This is a genomic window from Streptococcus sp. HSISS2, from assembly GCF_000448665.1.
Taxonomy (GTDB): Bacteria; Bacillota; Bacilli; order Lactobacillales; family Streptococcaceae; genus Streptococcus; species Streptococcus raffinosi.
In genome coordinates this window covers 1079431-1098904 of sequence record NZ_CM002133.1, presented here as the reverse complement: position 1 = coordinate 1098904, position 19474 = coordinate 1079431, and the positions used below count along the sequence as shown (strand labels likewise).

13 protein-coding genes and 5 pseudogenes are annotated in these 19474 nt (G+C 38.4%); 14 read left to right on the top strand and 4 right to left on the bottom strand.

What is annotated here, in order from left to right:
• From HSISS2_RS04820 to htpX, 10 genes and pseudogenes are all read left to right on the top strand, one after another.
• Positions 1–581: SDR family NAD(P)-dependent oxidoreductase (locus tag HSISS2_RS04820; protein ID WP_042767009.1), on the top strand; the 581-nt coding region annotated here is incomplete at its 5' end.
• A gap of 281 nt (positions 582–862) precedes the next feature.
• Positions 863–1159 carry a type II toxin-antitoxin system RelE/ParE family toxin gene (locus tag HSISS2_RS04815; protein ID WP_240472068.1) on the top strand — a complete coding sequence of 99 codons (297 nt, stop codon included), beginning with the start codon at positions 863–865 and terminating at the stop codon, positions 1157–1159.
• Between the two features lies 1 nt (position 1160).
• Positions 1161–1463: a helix-turn-helix domain-containing protein gene (locus tag HSISS2_RS04810; protein WP_002887679.1), complete on the top strand. Its 303-nt coding sequence runs from the start codon at positions 1161–1163 to the stop codon at positions 1461–1463.
• A gap of 161 nt (positions 1464–1624) precedes the next feature.
• Positions 1625–1962: pseudogene (locus HSISS2_RS04805) on the top strand (nucleotide pyrophosphohydrolase).
• A pseudogene (locus HSISS2_RS04800) lies at positions 1959–3688 on the top strand (DUF2075 domain-containing protein). Before HSISS2_RS04805 ends, HSISS2_RS04800 begins: the two co-directional pseudogenes overlap by 4 nt.
• A gap of 80 nt (positions 3689–3768) precedes the next feature.
• Positions 3769–4704, top strand: coding sequence for an Rpn family recombination-promoting nuclease/putative transposase (locus HSISS2_RS04795; protein WP_021145654.1), 936 nt, complete (start codon positions 3769–3771; stop codon positions 4702–4704).
• Between the two features lie 526 nt (positions 4705–5230).
• Complete coding sequence (locus HSISS2_RS04790) at positions 5231–8392, top strand: YSIRK-type signal peptide-containing protein (protein ID WP_021145652.1); 3162 nt, start codon at positions 5231–5233, stop codon at positions 8390–8392.
• A gap of 144 nt (positions 8393–8536) precedes the next feature.
• Positions 8537–9540, top strand: a pseudogene (locus HSISS2_RS04785) (DNA/RNA non-specific endonuclease).
• Positions 9541–9690: 150 nt separating this feature from the next.
• Positions 9691–10251 carry a LemA family protein gene (locus HSISS2_RS04780; RefSeq protein ID WP_008534254.1) on the top strand — a complete coding sequence of 187 codons (561 nt, stop codon included), beginning with the start codon at positions 9691–9693 and terminating at the stop codon, positions 10249–10251.
• Position 10252: 1 nt separating this feature from the next.
• Complete coding sequence (htpX, locus tag HSISS2_RS04775; RefSeq protein WP_002887671.1) at positions 10253–11152, top strand: zinc metalloprotease HtpX; 900 nt, start codon at positions 10253–10255, stop codon at positions 11150–11152.
• Between the two features lie 47 nt (positions 11153–11199).
• Here htpX and HSISS2_RS04770 read toward each other — a convergent pair whose 3' ends face one another.
• From HSISS2_RS04770 to HSISS2_RS04755, 4 genes and pseudogenes are all read right to left on the bottom strand, one after another.
• On the bottom strand, positions 11200–11847 hold the full coding sequence (locus HSISS2_RS04770) for a metal-dependent transcriptional regulator (RefSeq protein ID WP_008534256.1): 648 nt from the start codon (positions 11845–11847) through the stop codon (positions 11200–11202).
• 79 nt (positions 11848–11926) lie between these two features.
• Positions 11927–12852, bottom strand: a pseudogene (locus HSISS2_RS04765) (metal ABC transporter substrate-binding protein).
• A gap of 20 nt (positions 12853–12872) precedes the next feature.
• Positions 12873–13712, bottom strand: coding sequence for a metal ABC transporter permease (locus HSISS2_RS04760; RefSeq protein WP_021145647.1), 840 nt, complete (start codon positions 13710–13712; stop codon positions 12873–12875).
• The gene (locus tag HSISS2_RS04755) at positions 13702–14430 is read right to left on the bottom strand and encodes a metal ABC transporter ATP-binding protein (protein WP_021145646.1); all 729 of its coding nucleotides are present in this window, start codon (positions 14428–14430) and stop codon (positions 13702–13704) included. Before HSISS2_RS04755 ends, HSISS2_RS04760 begins: the two co-directional genes overlap by 11 nt.
• Before the next feature lie 290 nt (positions 14431–14720).
• On the opposite strand from HSISS2_RS04755, the gene HSISS2_RS04750 reads away from it, so the two are divergent.
• From HSISS2_RS04750 to holA, 4 genes and pseudogenes are all read left to right on the top strand, one after another.
• Positions 14721–15188, top strand: coding sequence for a substrate-specific component CbrT of cobalamin ECF transporter (locus tag HSISS2_RS04750; protein WP_021145645.1), 468 nt, complete (start codon positions 14721–14723; stop codon positions 15186–15188).
• 1 nt (position 15189) lies between these two features.
• Complete coding sequence (locus tag HSISS2_RS04745; RefSeq protein ID WP_008534264.1) at positions 15190–15582, top strand: DUF4430 domain-containing protein; 393 nt, start codon at positions 15190–15192, stop codon at positions 15580–15582.
• 174 nt (positions 15583–15756) lie between these two features.
• Entirely contained in the window at positions 15757–18579 is a 2823-nt protein-coding gene (gene ppc / locus HSISS2_RS04740) for a phosphoenolpyruvate carboxylase (protein ID WP_021145644.1), read from the top strand.
• 76 nt (positions 18580–18655) lie between these two features.
• Positions 18656–19474, top strand: a pseudogene (holA, locus tag HSISS2_RS04735) (DNA polymerase III subunit delta); the annotation flags it as partial.

The window sequence follows — 19474 nt, the reverse complement described above, 5'->3', positions numbered from 1 at the left end:
TGGTCAAAGATGTTTGCCAAGCCATTCTCAAAAGTGTGGGTCAAGTCCATGTCTTGGTCAATAATGCAGGTCTAGCACTAGGCCTAACAGCCTACCAAGACTATGAAGAGTGGGACCTGCTGACCATGCTCGACACCAATGTCAAGGGCTTGATGATGGTGACACGTCAGATTTTACCAAGCATGGTTGCTGCCAATGAGGGCCATATCATCAATATGGGCTCTACGGCGGGCATCTATGCCTACGCAGGTGCTGCCGTTTACTCAGCAACCAAAGCTGCAGTGAAAACTTTTAGTGACGGGCTTCGTATCGATACCATTGCTACTGATATCAAGGTGACAACCATTCAGCCCGGTATCGTTGAGACAGACTTTTCTCAAGTTCGCTTTCACGGTGATAAGGACAAGGCAGCCAAGGTCTATCAAGGTTTGGAAGCCCTCCAAGCCCAAGATATTGCGGAGACAGTCCTCTATGTCACCAAGCAACCACGGCGTGTTCAAATTTCAGACATGACCATCATGGCTAACCAACAAGCCACAGGGTTTACGATTCATAGGGGGGGAGTAAAAGGTTTCCGATAAGCCATTTCACAGATGGAAAGGGCTACAAAATTTGGTCGCTTCCTCGTATTCTTGCCATGTCTAGATCATAAATAATATACATTCTGAGCCACTATAGGTGGCTTTTTATCATCTTTCTTAACCTTTTACGAATAATAAATTTGAATAGAGATATTTAAAAATAATAACTTATAAGTATTTACAAATAAGTACTTATGAGTTATAATAAAGAAAGAGAGATTGATATGTACCCTATTCATTTTTATAAAGATAGAAATGGACATGAACCTGTAAGAGAGTAGATTGAAACATTAGCCATGAATTCAAGTAAAGATTCTCGAATCAAATTGCATAAAATTCAAGACTACCTGACTATGTTAAAAAATAGAGGGACCATGATTGGTGAGCCATTCATTAAACATTTAGAAGGAGATATTTGGGAACTAAGGTCCTTAAGAGATAGAATTTTATTTGCAGCATGGCTAGATGACGGTTTTATTTTGCTTCATCATTTTGTGAAAAAGACACAAAAGACTCCAAGGTGTGAGCTGATGAAGGCTCAAAAAGCTTTAGATGATTTTAGAAAGCGAGGATTGTAAGATGACCCTAGAAAAGAATCCAGCTATTGGAAGTAGTTGGGATGATTTACAGAAAACTATTTTCACTAAAGAGGAAATTGCGGCGAGTGAACTCCGTGTCGCACTGATGCTTGAGATTATTGATGCTCGTAAAAAACAAGGTATCTCCCAAAAGAAACTTGAAGAATTGAGTGGTGTCAAACAACCTGTTATCGCACGTATGGAGACGGGGAAAACGGCACCTCAGTTAGATACGGTTCTTAAAATACTGGCGAGTCTAGGTAAGACATTAGCAGTAGTCCCACTTGATTCACATGTAAAGTAAGTTTAGGGAAGATAATGTATCTTCATAACAATTATGATTTACTATTCTAAAACGATTAACACGGACATCCCGTGTTTTTTTGTTTGAATTTTCCCAAAACTATGAAAGAACCTGTGAAAATGCTATAATGTAAGGGATTACGACAATGTTGAGGTAACAAAATGAAGGAATTAATGAATAGAATCAATCAATTTAGAGATGAACGTGATTGGAGAAAGTTTCATAATGAAAAGGATTTAGCTATCTCTATATCATTGGAAGCAAGTGAACTCCTAGAGTTGTTTCAATGGAAAAAATCAGAAGAAGTAGTTGAAAAGTCACTACAAGAAATTAGAGAAGAGCTTGCGGATGTTTTTATGTATTCATTTATGCTTGCGGACAACTTGAATCTGGATGTAGAAGAAATTATAAAAGAAAAAATTGAAATAAATGCAAAAAATATCCTGTAGAATTAAGCAAAGGAAATAACAAAAAATATACGGACTTGGAGAAAAAATGAGTAAAATTCAATCACCCGTAGTATTAGAAATCGACTATTCCAGTCGAACATTTGATCAATTAAAAGAAACTATCGCACCAAAAAATTCTAAGCTTATTTTTGATTATCCAACTGTATATATCGTAAACGATGAGAATAAAAATAAGTATAGTGTCTACGTCGGAGAGACAACAGATATCATTAGAAGAACAAATCAGCATTTATCAGATGATATAAAAAAGGATCGAGAAGATTGGCGACAATTTGAACAATCCAAAACATCTAAAATGTTTGTCATTGGACATAACCATTTTAATAAATCTTTAACATTGGATATTGAGAATAGATTAATGCTCTATCTTTCAAGTGTTGAACAGGTTGAACGTGTTCAAAATAGAAGAGGAAATCCTCAAAATCAATACTATACTTCTGAGGAATTGGACGAGATTTTTTCAAAGATATGGAGAAGCCTAAATAGGAAAAACCATTATTTATTCCCAGCAGAAAGTTTTATTCGAAATTCAGCGATATTTAAATCTTCTCCATTTCACAAGTTAACTGATGAACAAGTAAAGGCTAAAAATGAAATTTTGCTAAAAATAACCTCTGTTATCAGTAGAAATGAAACAGGAGTTTTAATTTTAGTAAAGGGTGATGCTGGTGCAGGAAAAACAGTTTTGATGAGTTCTCTCGTTGATGATTTATTGAATTCAGAAGACATACAGATGATTCGTGAAAACAATGATATCAATTTGGTTGTGAATCATGATGATCAACTCAGTGTTTACCAAGAAATTGAGAAAAAATTGGAATGGAAGAGTGGATCGAATATTAGTGTTGTGATGAAACCGACTCAATTTTTGAATGCTCTGAAAAAAGAAAATAGCGATGCTGGAATTGTAGTGGTTGATGAAGGCCATTTATTATTGACTGCAAAAAATCAAGCTTATCTAGGAGGGAATCATTTAAATGATTTACTTGCGAAATCAAAAGTAGTCGTACTTGTTTATGATGAGAATCAGATTATGAACAAATCTCAAATATGGACAGATGATTCTTTCTTGAAATTAGAACACGAGGCAAATTTAAAAGGAAATCTCATTACACTACATAATCAAATGCGGATCCATGCGACAAAGGAAACAGTAGAGTGGATAAGAAATCTTGTTGATGTTGGAGTTGTGAATAAGGTTCCAATTGATAATGATTATGATATTAGAGTTTTTGACTCTCCTGAGGAGCTTCAAAAAGCTATCATAAAAAAGGATGGCGATCGGAACTTAGGAATTTCACGCTTGACAGCAACCTACGATTGGGAATATAGTAGTATGTCGAAACCTACGGATTCGGAATATTGGTGTGTTCGTATCGGGGACTGGTCTTGTCCATGGAACAGACAACTTGCAAAAGAAAAAGACTCGAAGCATTTATCCTGGATAGAACAGCCTCAAACGATTCATGAAGTAGGATCAACGTTTACCGTTCAGGGATTTGACCTAAATTATGTGGGAGTCATCATTGGTCCATCTGTTAAATATAGAAACGGCAAAATCGTATTTGATATTTCTGAAAGTAAAATAAAAGTGCTGTTCAAAACAGGAAGTTGGATTCGGGCGAATTGGTGAACTACGGTGAAATCTTGTTACGAAATGAATTGAATGTATTGCTTACTCGAGGTGTGAATGGCTTATATATTTATGCTGTAGATGAAGAACTTCAACAAGCATTAAAAAATGCGATAAAATAAGATAACCTACATATTCCAAAGCTTTTTCCGAATAGTAGAAGTAGAGGGGCCAACCCTCTATTTTTCTTAAGGAGAGGTATATGGAAAAAAGACACAAGCATGTCTCACCGACCTTGGATATCATGGCTAAGAAGATTTTCAGTCTGCCTGAGGTGACGGTGGCATTTATTCGAGATATCTTGGATTTGGATGTTGTGGATGCCCAGATTTTGGAGGGGACACAGCTTCATAAAAAGGACTTTGACGAGGATGAGCTTTTCTCAACGTCAGTGGATGTTCGAGCAAAGTTGAATGATGGAACCGAGGTCATCATTGAGATTCAGGTGCGTAAGCAGCATTATTTCCTCAATCGTTTTCATTATTATTTGGCTAACCAGCTGGTGGAAAATTTGCAACAATTACGCCAACAAGGGCAGACGCATAAGATGTATGAGCAGATGGAGCCTGTTTATGGTATAGCTATCTTGGAGAAGACCTTGTTGCCTGATGAGGAATCCCCGATTAATATTTATTGGATGGCCAATAGTCGGACGGGCAATCCTTTGTATTCTTTCTATAAGGATGGGAAACGGCAAAACCTTCTTCAGATTGCCTTTTTAGAGTTGGATAAGTATAATAAAGATAAGCATATCAAGGATGAAGGGCGGCAGTGGCTAGAGTTCTTTGGGAATCTTCCATTTTCCAAGGAACCTAGCCGAGCGGTCACGCATGCTGATTCATTACTGGATTCATCCAGCTGGACACAGGAGGAAAAGGCGATGATTGATGAACGCATACGAATTCAAGAAAATTATGACATGACTATGGAGACAGCTATCGATGAAGCGCGTGAAGAAGGCTTGGAGCGAGGGATAGAGAAAGGAATAGAGCGTGGACTTAAACAAGGCTTGGAACAAGGTCGTTATGAGGAGCGTCTAGAGTTGGTTCGCAAGATGCTCTCAAAAGGTCTATCACTAGAAGTTGTGTCAGATGTGACAGGTTTATCGCTTGAAGAACTAGAGGCATTGTTATCGTAAATTTTAGCTGAGTTAATCAATTTTTTGAAAGTCAGAGGCAGTTTTTGTCTCTTTTTTTATTTTTGGTATTTAACATTTGTAACACTAAAACATTCGGAAAATAATACTTTGAAGTGTAAAATTAAAAAGACTGTCAAACGTTTGATAGGAATCTGAGAAAATAGATTTCAGGTATTTTCAAAATTTAGTTTGACAATTCTTACCGAATAAGGCTTTTTTGGACATGCTAATTTTTCCTTTCTTACATGTGACAGAAATCATCATTTTGTGCGACATTTTTAGACTGTCATTTATAGGTGAATGACTGAACTTTCTAATATGACAATATTGTTAAGCCGTTGTTAAAATGGCTTTCCTAGCCTTTTCTTTTACTTTTTCATCCCTTATAATTTTCTTTGGTTTGTTTTAACGAAGAAAAACAACAGCATTATCAACAATCGAATATGATGGAATCTCTACTTTCTCTTCCAACAGTGGTTTGGTTCTCAGATAGAGAGATTATGAAAAAAGTATCAGGAGAATAAAAGTGTTTAAAGATAGTAAGACAAAACCAAAGTACAGCATCCGTAAATATTCCATTGGGGCAGCTTCGGCTTTGATTGGCTTTATGGCTCTTGCCAATGGGCAAGCAGCTCAGGCTGATGAGGCACAAACGATTAGTGATTTAACTGATGCTTCAAATCAGGCACAGACCCCTCAAACAGCCTCAACGGCACAATTGGCGACTTCCGAACCAGCATCAGTTGAGACTGTGCAAGCGTCACAGCCTGCCAACATTGCTCCAGTTCAGCCAACTGTTCAAGTAACTGAACAGACTCCGACCATTGATCAATTGGTTGAGGCAAGCAACCCTCAAACTCAAGAAACTTCAGCAAATGTCTTAACCAATGCGAGTGAGAACCAAGGTCAAGGCAAGGAGTACAGCACTGATGGTTACGGTGCAAAAATGCCTTATACGACTCATGAGGTAGAAAATGCAAGTGTTGAAAATGGTGCTACAATCCAGCAGTCAACGGACATGGAATCTACGGCTGTGGAAGCGACTAACCAAACTTATGTTGAGCTTCCTAAAAAGGATGCGGCAGTTACTTTTAATGTCACTGAGCCAGCCAATGCTTTGAATGTGCGTTATACAATACCTGATGGTGTATCAGGTCAGTTGGATGTGCAGGTTAACGGTTCAAGCGTTGGTAATCTTGATTTGTCATCTCACTCAGCCTGGCAGTACCTTAAAGGTGATCAAGAGTATGATCAAGCCATTGATGGTTCAAGTGCACGTTTTCGTTTTGATGAGACACGTCTTCTCCTCAAAGATATTCAATTGAAATCTGGTGATAAGATTTCTCTAGTTAAAAAGAAGGATGACAATGTCCCTTACGGTATTGACTTTATTGAGCTAGAACAGGCTCCAGCGCCTGTTGCCCAAGGTGAAAATAGTATCAGTATCGTGGATAAGGGTGCATCTGCCAATGATGATGGTGACGATACAGCTGCCCTACTAGCGGCTGTGGAAGAAGCTAAAGCCAGCGGAAAATCTGTCTATATTCCAGAAGGACGTTTCAATTTTGATAAACAGGTTAATATCGAAGCTGATAATCTAAAAATCTCAGGTGCCGGTGTTTGGCATACACAACTACACTTTACAAGTGACAAACGCTATGGTGGTGGTATTGTCTTCGGTCATAATAGTAATGGCATTGAGTTGAGCAATCTTTATATGGATTCCAACTTGACGTCTCGCTATAACGAAGATGCACAGTACAAGGCTATTTCGGGAACACTTGGTAAGGATTCGAAAATTCACGACATCTGGGTTCAGCACTTTGAAGTCGGTATGTGGATTGGAGACTACGACCAGACGGGAAATATGAAGTATACGGACGGTCTTGTTGTTGAAAACGCTCGTATCCGTAATAACTTAGCTGATGGTATTAACTTTGCTCAAGGGACCAAGAATTCAACAGTTAAAAACTCTAATATCCGTGGGAATGGTGATGATGGTTTAGCTATCTGGTCAAGTATTTCAGATGGGACAAATGCAGCAGCTGAGGAAAATAATAAATTCCTTAACAACACCATTGAATCAGGCTGGCGTGCGGCTGGTATCGGTATTTTTGGTGGTAAGGGGCATGAAATTTCAGGAAACCTCATCAAGGATGTCTTTGCTGGAGCAGGTATCCGTGTAAACACAGTATTTGCAGGCCACAATTTTGACCTCAATGATTCTGGAATTAAGATTCATGACAATACCATTCTACGTTCAGGGACAACTAATGACCTCTATAACCTCCATCGTGGTGCCATTGATTTCCAACAAGTTCGTGGAACAATCAAGAATGTCGATGTTTACGATAATAAACTATTGAATACCTTGGCTGATCCAGTGATTACCAAAAACTTTGAGATGGGTGACAATGGTAATGGAGAAATCCGTTTATCTAATAATACGATTGACAATAAGGCGACGATTGTTGGGGCTGTCTCAGCAGTTTCTCCAACAAAACCTGAACCAAAGCCTGTCAATAATCCAGTCTCTGAGACTTCAGTTTCAGAAACAGCTAAGAGTGAAGAAAACTCAAGTACTCCAATTTCTGAATCATCAACAAGTGAAGTGGCTTCTGAAACTTCAGCATCAGAAACACCAAAGAGTGAAGCAAGCTCAAGCACTCCAGTTTCCGAAGCATCTAACAGTGAGGTAATCTCAGAGACATCAGTTTCAGAAACCCCAAAGAGTGAGGCAGGTTCAAGCACTCCAGTTTCTGAAGCATCTAACAGTGAAGTGATCTCAGAGACATCAGTTTCAGAAACCCCAAAGAGTGAGGCAGGTTCAAGCACTCCAGTTTCCGAAGTATCTAACAGTGAGGTAATTTCCGAGACTTCAGTTTCAGAAACACCAAAGAGTGAGGAAAGTTCAAGCACTCCAGTTTCTGAAGCTTCTAACAGTGAAGTGATCTCAGAGTCTTCAGTTTCAGAAACACCAAAGAGTGAAGCAAGCTCAACTGCTCCATCCTCTGAGTCACCAAAGAATGAGGAAACTTCAGTAGCTTCATCTACTAGTCAGGTTGACGTAGCAATTACTTCTGACAGCCCAGAGAAATCTTCAACTTCAGAAAGTACACAGAAGGATCCAATAAGTGAGGTTTCTTCAGAAGTTATTGAAAAGGGCTCAACAAGTCAGATTGCTGTTAAAGTCTCTGAAGCACCAACTACAGCAAGTACATCTGAAGTTGTCAGCATTTCGCCAAATAGTCAGATGGCTTATAATGACGACCTAAAAACCCCTGTAACAAGTAGTCAGTTGACTTCAGAAGCCATTCCTTATCATTCTCTCTTGAATGCGAAATCAGTGGATGTGATTGCAAGTAAAGTCATGGCGGTTATGGCATCTGAAACACTAGCCTCAGAAGCGGCAACACTTGCAAGCTCTGAAGGTGCTATCAAAGAGATTAACAGCGATTTGTCAGAATTGGCGGAAAACAAGAAGGATGACAAACCAGAGAATGTCGCACGTATTGATAAAAAAACTGAAGCTAGACAGGTAGCTAAGGCATCAGGTAGTCAAGAAAGCACTTCAAAAGAGCAAGGTAAGTCGAATACTGCAACAGTCCTATTCCTTGTCGGAATCGGTGCAGCATTAAGCTTATCGACAGTTTACCTTACTAAGCATGGTAAAAAAGTTAGTAAATAATAAGTAGAAAGTGTCCAAGAAATTGGGGCTTCTTATTTTTTAAGCAATCTCTAAGACACCTAATATAATTATTCTTTATTTTTAATCATCCACCTTGGTTTGGTCCTGTATAATTAAAGTAATAAGAAAAATTAAGGAGTTAAGATGATGAAAGAAAAAAGAGATAGTAGGATTTGTTTATTTGCTCTTCTTCTTTCAGTATTTACTTTAGGATTCGGATTTTCAGTAGATACTAGCAAACAATCGTTGGCTGTGAGCTCTCAAGTGGTTCAAGCGGATGAGAACAATGGTATCTTGGCTTTTAATGGTCAAAAGCAGTTTGTCATGGAGGAGAAGGACCAGCTAGGACGTGCCCACAGTGCTCATATACAGTTACAAGATAAGGACGAGCCGAAGAATAAGCGTCCCGGTAAAATAAAATATGATCCTGTAGGATGGCATAACTATAAGTTTTATTATGGTGACGGTAAATCAAAATCTTGGCTAATGAATCGAGGGCATTTGATTGGCTATCAGTTTTGGGTGTCAATGATGAAGGCAAGAATTTAGTACCTATGACTGCCTGGTTGAACTCTGGAAATTATAAAGGAACCGATGAAGGCAATCAGTCAGGTATGCTTTATTATGAGAATCGTTTGGATAACTGGCTAGCACTCCACCCTAACTATTGGCTAGACTATAAGGTAACAGCTATCTATAGTGGAGACGAGTTGTTACCCCGTCAAGTGGAACTTCAGTATGTTGGCATTGATAGTTCTGGAAATCTCTTGGAAATTAAACTTGGTGGAGATAAGGAGACTCTTGACAGTCAAGGAATTACACATATTGTTTTGGATAACCAATCACCAAATGCAGAAATCAATTATGCGAATGGGACTGCAACAAATACGGTTCCTGCATATACTGACGTACCATCTGAGCCTAGTTCTGAGAGTTCGCAGGTGACTGAGCAACCAAGTTCTGAGCCAGAACCTGCACAACCTACACAAGAAGAGAGCAGAACAGTTTATGTGGCACGTCAAGGAACAGCAGATGTTTATTGGTATGACATCAACAGTATGCCTAAAAACACCAACAAATCAAATGTCGTCACTATGTCAGAAGCAGACGCAATCTCCCAAGGTAAACGACATACAACTAAAGAATGATGAAGAGCTGGACAAGATGTCCAGTTTTTTTCGTAAAATGATTTCACATTTCACCACTTTTATCTGAAAATTTGATATACTGAATCTATCAAAACACTTAAAAGGATAGTCATTTGAACTCTTTTTAAGTTATAAGAAAGGAAACTAAATATGATTTGGATTATTATCGCCATTATTGTTGTTCTTGTGATCTTTGTTATTGCAAGTTATAACGGCTTGGTTAAAAGCCGTATGCAGACTAAGGAGGCCTGGAGTCAGATTGATGTTCAATTGAAACGTCGTAATGATCTCCTTCCTAACTTGATTGAAACCGTTAAAGGTTACGCTAAATATGAAGGTTCAACGCTTGAAAAAGTAGCAGAACTTCGTAATCAGGTTGCAGCAGCAACATCCCCTGCAGCAGCTATGCGTGCCAGTGATGAATTGACACGTCAGGTTTCTGGCATCTTTGCGGTAGCTGAAAGTTACCCTGACCTTAAGGCTAGTGCTAACTTTAGTCAGCTTCAAGAAGAATTGACTAACACTGAAAATAAAATTGCCTACTCACGTCAACTTTATAACAGTGTGACAAGTAACTACAATGTGAAATTGGAAACATTCCCGAGCAATGTTATTGCTAAAATGTTTAGCTTTAAGGCTGCTGAATTCCTTGAAACACCGGAAGCAGAAAAAGCTGTTCCTAAGGTTGATTTCAGTGGATTAGGTAACTAATATGTTATTTGATCAAATTGCTCGAAATAAGAGAAGGACTTGGCTTTTACTTCTGGTCTTTTTCCTCTTGTTGGGTCTTGTTGGTTATGCTGTTGGTTATCTTTGGCTAGGTTCTGGTTATGGTGGATTGATTCTTGCCTTGGTTATTGGTTTCATTTATGCTGTGACCATGATTTTTCAGTCAACCAATCTTGTTATGGCCATGAATGGTGCACAAGAAGTGGATGAACAAACAGCCCCAGATCTTTATCATGTGGTTGAGGATATGGCAATGGTGGCACAGATTCCCATGCCACGTGTCTTTATTGTCAACGATCCTTCAATGAATGCTTTTGCGACTGGCTCTAGCCCTCAGAATGCTGCAGTAGCAGCTACAACAGGTCTCCTTGCGGTTATGAACCGTGAGGAGCTTGAAGGAGTTATGGGACATGAAGTAAGCCATATTCGCAACTATGACATTCGTATTTCTACCATTGCAGTGGCCTTGGCTTCTGCCATTACCATGTTAGCTGGAATGGCACGCAATATGATGTTCTGGGGTGGCGGTCGCCGTAGGAGTGATGATGATCGTGATGGAGGCAGTGGTTTGGAGATTATTCTTCTCATTGTTTCCTTAATCTCTATTATCTTGGCACCTTTGGCAGCCACCTTGGTTCAACTGGCCATTTCACGCCAGCGTGAATTTTTAGCTGATGCTTCTAGCGTCGAATTGACACGTAACCCACAAGGTATGATTAACGCTCTGCTCAAACTTGATAATAGTGCTCCTATGCAACATCACGTAGATGATGCCAGTGCTGCGCTCTATATCAATGATCCTAAAAAGGAATCTGGTTTGCAGAAGCTCTTTTACACTCACCCACCAATTTCAGAACGGGTGGAACGCTTAAGACATATGTAAAAAGAGAGACTGATGACACTTCTAAGGGTGTTTATCAACCTCTCTTTTTAGATTGATTCGATATAAAGGTTACTAGCAATGGCTTCTGGGATTTGGATGTCCTTTCCATCAATATGTAGTCGGTAGAGTTGTGTGAAAGGGTCAAAGCCTTCCAAGGTAAAAGGTGTTCCAATTTTAAGACCGACAGTCTTCAAATAATGGATTAGATCAATTTGATCTTGAACTCGACGAAGGACATAGTCTCCAGGAGCAAGGCCTTGTGTAAAAGTTTGGTTATAAAATTCTTCTATGAGTTGACCTGATTTGGGAATTTGCCCGCCATGTGGACAGGTTTGAGGATAATTGAGTAGACGGTCAAGAGCATTGATGAAGTGATCAGAGACAGTATGCTCTAAAATTTCAGCCTCTTGATGAATTTGATCGCAAGAATATTGCAAGTGGTCCGCCAAAAAGACTTCGATAAGGCGATGTTTCCGATAGAGTTCAGCAACGTTGATTGTACCTGTTTCCGTTAGGAGATAGCCCTTGTCTTTATCTTTGATGATGAGGTCTTCTGAAATCAATTTTTTAATCATTTCCGTCACAGCAGGTGGAGACACCTCCATGCGGTTCGCGATTTCCTTATTAGTGATTTTACCTTCTTCAGTACCAATCTCATAGATACATTTGAGGTAGTCTTCTTTATTAGGTGTCATGTCTTTTCCTTTGAAAATAGTCTCACCTTAGTATAACAGATTTTTCAGAAGAATACAGAACATATCTCAGACAAGATTTTTACTGATTCAAGCCCTGGGCGATTTTATCCAGATTATATTTCATCATGTTGTAGTAGCTATCGCCCTTTTGCCCTTTTTTGGCAATAGAATCTGTAAAGATCTTTGCATAAATAGGAATATTGGTATCCTTAGCGACTGTTTTCATAGGGCGGTCATCGACACTAGATTCGACAAAGAGAGCTGGTACCTTGGTTTGACGGAGTTTTTCCACAAGTGTTTTGATCTGGTCCGGTGTGCCTTCTTCTTCAGTATTGATTTCCCAGATGTAGGCAGATGGTACTCCATAGGCTTTAGAGAAGTATTTGAAACATCCTTCACTAGTGACAATCAGTTTTTTTCATCGGGAATGTTGTTAAAGGTCTCTTTAGCTTCTTGGTCCAGTTTACTAAGTTTGTCAGTATAGGATTTTAGATTCTTTTCGTAGTAGGTCTTGTTTTTAGGGTCCTTAGCAATCAGTTGCTTGGCAATATTTTGAGCATAAATAATCCCATTTTCCAGATTAAGCCAAGCGTGGGGATCTTCCTTACCTTTTTCTGATTGACCTTCAAGGTAAATTACCTTAACACCATCACTAACTGCAAAATAATCTTTATTTTCTGTCTTATGAGCATTCTTGACTAACTTAGTAAACCAAGCATTTCCACCAGTTTCTAAATTGATACCGTTATAAAAAATCAAGTCAGCTTGTGATGTTTTCTTTACATCATCAGGAAGAGGTTCGTATTCGTGAGGGTCCTTACCAACCGGGACAATACTGTGGAGAGTGATTTTATCTCCAGCAATGTTTTTGGTGATATCGGCAATAATGGAATTAGTTGTAACGACTCGTAATTTATCATTGCTACTGCCTTGTTTATTGCTACATGCTGCTAAAGCAACTACCGCTAAAAGTAATAGTGCCATTGTTGATAGTATTTTTTTCATAATATTTCCATCCTGTTATTTTATTGTTGATAAGTCTTATTCATGCCACTTTGTTTTGGGGCGATGAAAAAGCTGATGAGAAAGAGTAGAGCAGACGTTAATACAATGCTCGAACCAGCTGCAATATTAAAACTATAGCCGATAAAAAGACCTAGAACAGATGCCAGAGCCCCCAATCCTGATGAGAGAAGAATCATTGTTTTTAGGCTATGAACATAAAGGTAGGCAGTGGCAGCCGGTGTAATTAAAAGTGCCACAATAAGAATAGTGCCAACACTCTGCATGGCAGTTACAGAAACCAAAGTTAGAATAACCATAAGTAAGTAGTGGTAGAAGGTGACCTTAACTCCCATAGACTTGGCCAAAATTGGATCAAAGGATGTTAGGAGTAGAGGGCGAAAGAAGATTGTAATAGTTGCTAGTACGAGAAGTGAAACGATAATCGTTATCCACATATCCATGTCTTGTACAGCTAGAATATTCCCGAAGAGAATATGAAAGAGATCTGTGGAACTATTAGCAACACCGATGAGAATAATACCGAGAGCTAGAAAGCTCGAAAAGGTAATCCCAATTGCCGTGTCACTCTTAATAATGGAATTGCTTTTGATATAGGTAATCATTGTAGAAGCTAAAAGTCCAAAGATGATAGCTCCTATGAAAAAGTTAATACCCAAGATAAAGGAAATGGCTACCCCAGGTAGAACTGCATGTGAAATTGCATCACCCATAAGTGACATCCCTCTTAGAATAATAAAACAACCAACAGCACCTCCGACAATTCCAATAACTAAAGCCGTTATAAGAGCATTTTGTAAGAAGTGGAAATTTAGCAAACCATCAATAAATTCAGAAATCATTTACATCTCCTTTATAAAATAAACTGTTACCGTAGGTTTTACGGAGATTATCCTCATTAAAAACAAGATTAGTAGGCCCACTAGCAATCAGTTTACGATTTAGGAGGATAACTTGGTCAAAATAATGAGGAACTTTGCTCAAATCATGGTGGACAATAAGAATAAGCTTACCTTTGTCCCTAAGTTCTCTTAAGGTGTTCATGATAATATCTTCGCTAACGGAGTCAATCCCTACAAAGGGCTCATCCAATAGGAGGATATCTGCCTCTTGTAGAAGACAACGAGCGATCAGAACACGTTGAAATTGGCCACCTGATAATTGGCTTATCTGGCGATGAGCCAGATCATTTAAACCGAGTAGAGCTAAAGCTTTTGTGACCTTAGACCAATCTCTTTTAGATAGGCGTTTAAAGAACTTGGTTTTAGAATAGAGGCCTAGAGAGACGCACTCTCTGACAGTAATTGGAAAGTTAAAATCAATTTCCGCCTTTTGTGCAACATAGGAAAGATGATTCAATTGCTGACGAATAGGCTGTTTATTGAATAGGAATTGCCCAGAGTGAGGGATAATACCAATAAGTGCTTTAATTAGGGTTGATTTGCCAGCACCATTAGGTCCAATAATCCCAGTGATACTTGGTCCGTCTAGGTTTAAGGTGATATTATCTAGAGCTAATGTCTGTTGGTAAGACACATTAATATTTTCAATTTGAATCATTAGTTGCCTCCTGTTAATTAATATATCTTAAAATAAAAATTAAGTCAAGTGAATATAATAAATTAAGTATGATTAACTAAACCGTGTTAATTTAATCATCTTAGGGTAGTGAATGAGAGTACATTTTTATATCAACTATTCTAATCGGTCAGACTGTTTGATACTTTTGAGAAGGTAAAAAAGAACAGTATTTTCCACAATTTGTACTGTCTCATTCTTTTTTCAAGAAATCATTTAATTTTTATTTTCGAAAACTAGTCATCTTTCCATATTTCTGGCATAATAGAGGTATGGAATTTACAATTCAACGAATGACACGTATTGCCATTCTAACAGCACTGGCCATTGGATTACGGTCAGCTTTTATAGGACTTCCCAATATTCAGCCTATAACAGCTATGTTTTTTGTCGCTGTGCTCTATTTAGGTTTGGTGGATGGCCTACTCATTATGGCTCTAACCATGGCTATCTCAGGCTTTCTATATGGCTTTGGCCCTTGGGTTTTTAATCAGATTTTGACTTTTGGAGTGTTGATGGCTCTTTGGAGTTTGATTGCCCCTCGGTTATCATTAGTTTGGCAGATTGTTTTGGTAACCATCTTGTCCTTTCTCTATGGTGTTTTAATGGATTATGGTTATGGTCTTCTGTTCAAGAGTGGCTTGACCTTCGTTATCTCAGGCTTACTTTATGACACTTACCATGCAGTATCAACACTGGTATTCTATCCATTTATCCAGTCTTTTTTAGGAGGTTTGTAAAATGAAAAAAATATTGTCATATATTGTTCTTGCCCTTTCTCTTGTCACCTTAGTTGCATGTGGTAAAAGCGAAGCAGCTAAGCTCACAAGAACAAGTAGCCAGCAGTCTCAGAGTCAAGGCAAGGTAACCTTGATTTTGAAAACAGAAAAAGAAAGTAAGAAGAAAGCAGTAAATATCCAAAAAGGTGACACTGTTCTTGATGTCTTGGAAGAAGTTTATCCAGTCCAAGAAAATGATGGTTTTATTACTGAGATTGACGGTATTTCTCAAGATAAAGACAAGGGCATCTATTGGATGTTTGATGTCAATGGCAAGTTAGGTGAGAAAGCCGCTAATCAACTTAAAGTTGAAAACGGTGATGAAATCAAATTCTACCAAGAGAAATATAATTAAGATTCTGGGCTCTGTTTCAGAGTCTTTTTTAATAAAGTTCGGAAATAGGAGCAAGATGTTTTTCAAAAAAGTCCGAAGATTCCCAAAGAACTGACGATTTACAGAAAAATAGTTTACTTTTGTTTTAAAAGTGATATGATAAAAGGGTACTACATAAAGTAAGGAGAATACGGTTTGGCTTTTAACAAATTGGAAAGCAGTAACAACCAGGAAATCATCTCTGAAGAAGTTGGTATCTTGAAAGAATTGTTGGATGATGCAACAAGAGGCATGGCTGGAGAGCAAGGCCTCACAACTATCCGACATTTGGTTGAACTTTATGATGAAGGTGACTATGTGGCCCTTACACAAGCCATTTCAAAAATGACAAATGACGATATGGTCGTGGCATCACGCTATTTCTCTTTGTTGCCTCTTTTGATTAACATCTCTGAGGACGTTGACTTGGCTTATGAAGTTAACCACAAAAATAATATTGACGAAACCTACCTTGGTAAGTTGTCTGAGACTTTTGATGTTGTCGCTGAAAGTGACAATGCGCGTGACATTCTTGAACATGTTAATGTCGTACCAGTATTGACAGCTCACCCAACTCAGGTTCAACGTAAAACAATGCTTGAATTGACTAACCATATTCACGAACTTCTCCGTAAGCATCGTGATGTGAAGGCTGGTCTTATTAACAAGGACAAATGGTATGCGGATTTGCGTCGTTATGTGGAAATCATGATGCAAACTGATATCATTCGTGAAAAGAAACTTAAGGTTAAAAACGAAATCACTAACGTTATGGAGTATTACAACTCCTCATTGATTAAGGCGATTACAAACCTATCGCACGAATTCAAACGTTTAGCTGTTGAAAAAGGAATCGAACTTGATAATCCAACACCTATTACAATGGGTATGTGGATTGGTGGTGACCGTGACGGGAACCCATTTGTAACAGCAGAAACCCTCAAACTTTCTGCAACGGTTCAAAGTGAAGTTATCCTCAATTACTATATTGAAAAAGTTGATAACCTTTACCGTTCATTCTCACTCTCATCACGTTTGACTGAAGTTTCAGAAACAGTAGCAGAAATGGCGAAACATTCTCCAGATACATCAGTTTATCGTGAAAATGAACCTTATCGTCGTGCTTTCAGTTACATTCAATCTAAATTGATTCAAACGCTTCTTTTCTTCAAAGAAGGTAACTTTAACAAGGAAAGAGTTTCTAAACGTCTTTCTGAAAAGGTTAGCTTCGGTTCAGTCTCAACTGGTGAAGTTGTAGCTGATTACGTGCAACAACGTCTCAGCCAAAGTCTTCAAGCTGTCTCTCAACAAACGACTGAATTTTATGAAACAGCTGAAGCTTTTCATGATGACCTTTTGGCAATTAAAAATTCACTTCTTGAAAATGACGATGCTGTCTTGATTTCAGGTGATTTCGAAGAGCTTCTTCAAGCAGTGGAAGTCTTTGGTTTCTATCTGGCTACAATTGATATGCGTCAAGACTCAAGTGTTCATGAAACTTGTGTTGCTGAGTTGCTTAAGTCAGCAAACATTGTTGATAACTATAGTGAGTTGACTGAGGTTGAAAAAGTTGCCGTTCTTCTTAAGGAATTGCAAGAAGATCCTCGTACTTTGTCATCAACTAATGTGCCTAAGTCTGAAATCCTTGAAAAAGAATTGTCTATCTTCCGCACAGCTCGTCTTTTGAAAGACCATATTGGTGAAGATGTGATCAAACAACATATCATTTCTCATACTGAAAGTGTATCTGATATGTTTGAATTGGCTATCTTGCTTAAAGAAGTTGGTTTGGTTGATACAGAACGTGCACGTGTCCAAATCGTTCCTCTCTTTGAAACTATCGAAGACTTGGAAAATTCTAACGATATTATGAAACAATATCTTGGTTATGATATTGTTAAACGTTGGATTAAAAATAGTAACAATTACCAAGAAATCATGTTGGGTTACTCAGACTCTAACAAAGATGGTGGTTACTTGTCATCTGGTTGGACCCTCTACAAGGCTCAAAATGAATTGACTAAGATTGGGGAAGAGCGTGGTATTAAGATTACCTTCTTCCATGGTCGTGGTGGTACTGTTGGTCGTGGTGGTGGCCCATCATATGATGCCATTACTTCTCAACCATTTGGTACAATCAAAGACCGTATCCGCTTGACTGAACAAGGTGAGGTTATCGGTAATAAATATGGTAACAAGGATGCTGCTTATTACAATCTTGAAATGCTTGTTTCAGCTGCTCTTGACCGTATGGTGACACGTCAAATTGCCGATCCAGAAGAATTGGTTGATTTCCGTGAGGTTATGGACGGAATTGTTCACGATTCAAATGTTATTTATCGTGACCTTGTCTTTGGAAATGAACATTTCTACGATTACTTCTTTGAAGCTAGTCCTATCAAAGAAGTGTCAAGTTTGAATATTGGTTCTCGTCCAGCTGCTCGTAAGACTATCACTGAAATTTCTGGTCTTCGTGCCATCCCTTGGGTATTCTCATGGTCACAAAACCGTATCATGTTCCCAGGTTGGTATGGGGTTGGTTCAGCCTTCAATCATTATATTCAAGCTGAAGAAGGTAACCTTGAAAAACTTCAACATATGTTTGAAACATGGCCATTCTTCCGTTCACTCTTGTCGAATGTTGACATGGTACTTTCAAAATCAGATATGAATATTGCCTTCCACTATGCACAATTGGCGAAAGATGAAGAAGTCCGTAGTGTCTTCGATATTATCTTGGATGAATGGCAATTGACTAAGAATGTTATTCTTGCTATTGAAAAACATGATGGTTTCCTTGATGAAAGCCCATCACTTAAAGCAAGTCTAGACTTCCGCTTGCCATACTTCAACGTTTTGAACTACATCCAAATTGAACTGATTAAACGTCTTCGTAACAATGATTTGACTGATGACGAAATTAGTCTTATCCATATTTCTATTAATGGTATTGCAACAGGACTTCGTAACTCAGGTTAATCAAACAGACAAACTATTGCTCATCACTATTGTGGTGGGCTTTTTGTTATGGCAAAATTTCTGTTATAATAAAACCATGATTGCTATGGAAACCATTGAAAAGCTGTCTAAAGAATCCCTACCAACGTTAACAGTCTTAGCTGGTGAAGATTTGGGGCAGTATAGTCAAGCTAAAGAAACATTTTTAAAACAAATCGGTTTTGATCCCAGTGACTTGACCTATTCCTATTTTGATATGTCTGAGACGACCTATCAGGAGGCTGAACTGGATTTAGAAAGTATGCCTTTTTTTGCAGATGAAAAGGTGGTCATTTTTGATCATTTCGCGGATATGACTACTGCTAAAAAATCGTATCTGGATGAGAAAGAGTTGAAGCGCCTTGAAAATTATCTTGAGTCTCCTGTTGAAACAACACGTCTTGTCTTGATGTCTGCAGGAAAGCTAGATGGAAAGCGTCGTTTAGTCAAACTTCTCAAACGTGATGCCATGGTGCTTGAAGCCAGTCCTTTAAAAGATGCAGAACTTAGAACCTATTTTCAAAAGCAGGCGCATCAAGAGGGGCTTACATTTGACACAGGAGTCTTTGAGGAACTTTTGATTAAGTCAAATTTTGACTTTTCAGATGTTCAAAAAACTTAGCTTTTCTAAAGGGGTATAAAACGGAAGGAAATATCTTATCGCAAGATATTGCTGATGCCATTCCTAAAAGTTTGCAAGATAATATTTTTGATATGACGCAACTTCTGTTGCGAGGCCAGATTCAGAGTGTTCGTGAATTGGTTCATGATTTACGGCTTCAGGGTGAAGATGAGATTAAGTTGATTGCTGTTATGTTGGGACAATTTCGTACCTATTTACAGGTTAAACTCTTATCTGCTCAAGGCAAAAGTGAGA

Excerpts from the sequence above, each read along its gene's own strand:
- HSISS2_RS04755 (WP_021145646.1), bottom strand. The coding sequence starts at position 14,430 with ATGATTCAAATTGAAAATATTAATGTGTCTTACCAACAGACATTAGCT.
- HSISS2_RS04745 (WP_008534264.1), top strand. The coding sequence starts at position 15,190 with ATGAAAAAAATATTGTCATATATTGTTCTTGCCCTTTCTCTTGTCACC.
- HSISS2_RS04810 (WP_002887679.1), top strand. The coding sequence starts at position 1,161 with ATGACCCTAGAAAAGAATCCAGCTATTGGAAGTAGTTGGGATGATTTA.
- HSISS2_RS04770 (WP_008534256.1), bottom strand. The coding sequence starts at position 11,847 with ATGACACCTAATAAAGAAGACTACCTCAAATGTATCTATGAGATTGGT.
- HSISS2_RS04750 (WP_021145645.1), top strand. The coding sequence starts at position 14,721 with ATGGAATTTACAATTCAACGAATGACACGTATTGCCATTCTAACAGCA.
- HSISS2_RS04795 (WP_021145654.1), top strand. The coding sequence starts at position 3,769 with ATGGAAAAAAGACACAAGCATGTCTCACCGACCTTGGATATCATGGCT.
- htpX (WP_002887671.1), top strand. The coding sequence starts at position 10,253 with ATGTTATTTGATCAAATTGCTCGAAATAAGAGAAGGACTTGGCTTTTA.
- HSISS2_RS04760 (WP_021145647.1), bottom strand. The coding sequence starts at position 13,712 with ATGATTTCTGAATTTATTGATGGTTTGCTAAATTTCCACTTCTTACAA.
- HSISS2_RS04780 (WP_008534254.1), top strand. The coding sequence starts at position 9,691 with ATGATTTGGATTATTATCGCCATTATTGTTGTTCTTGTGATCTTTGTT.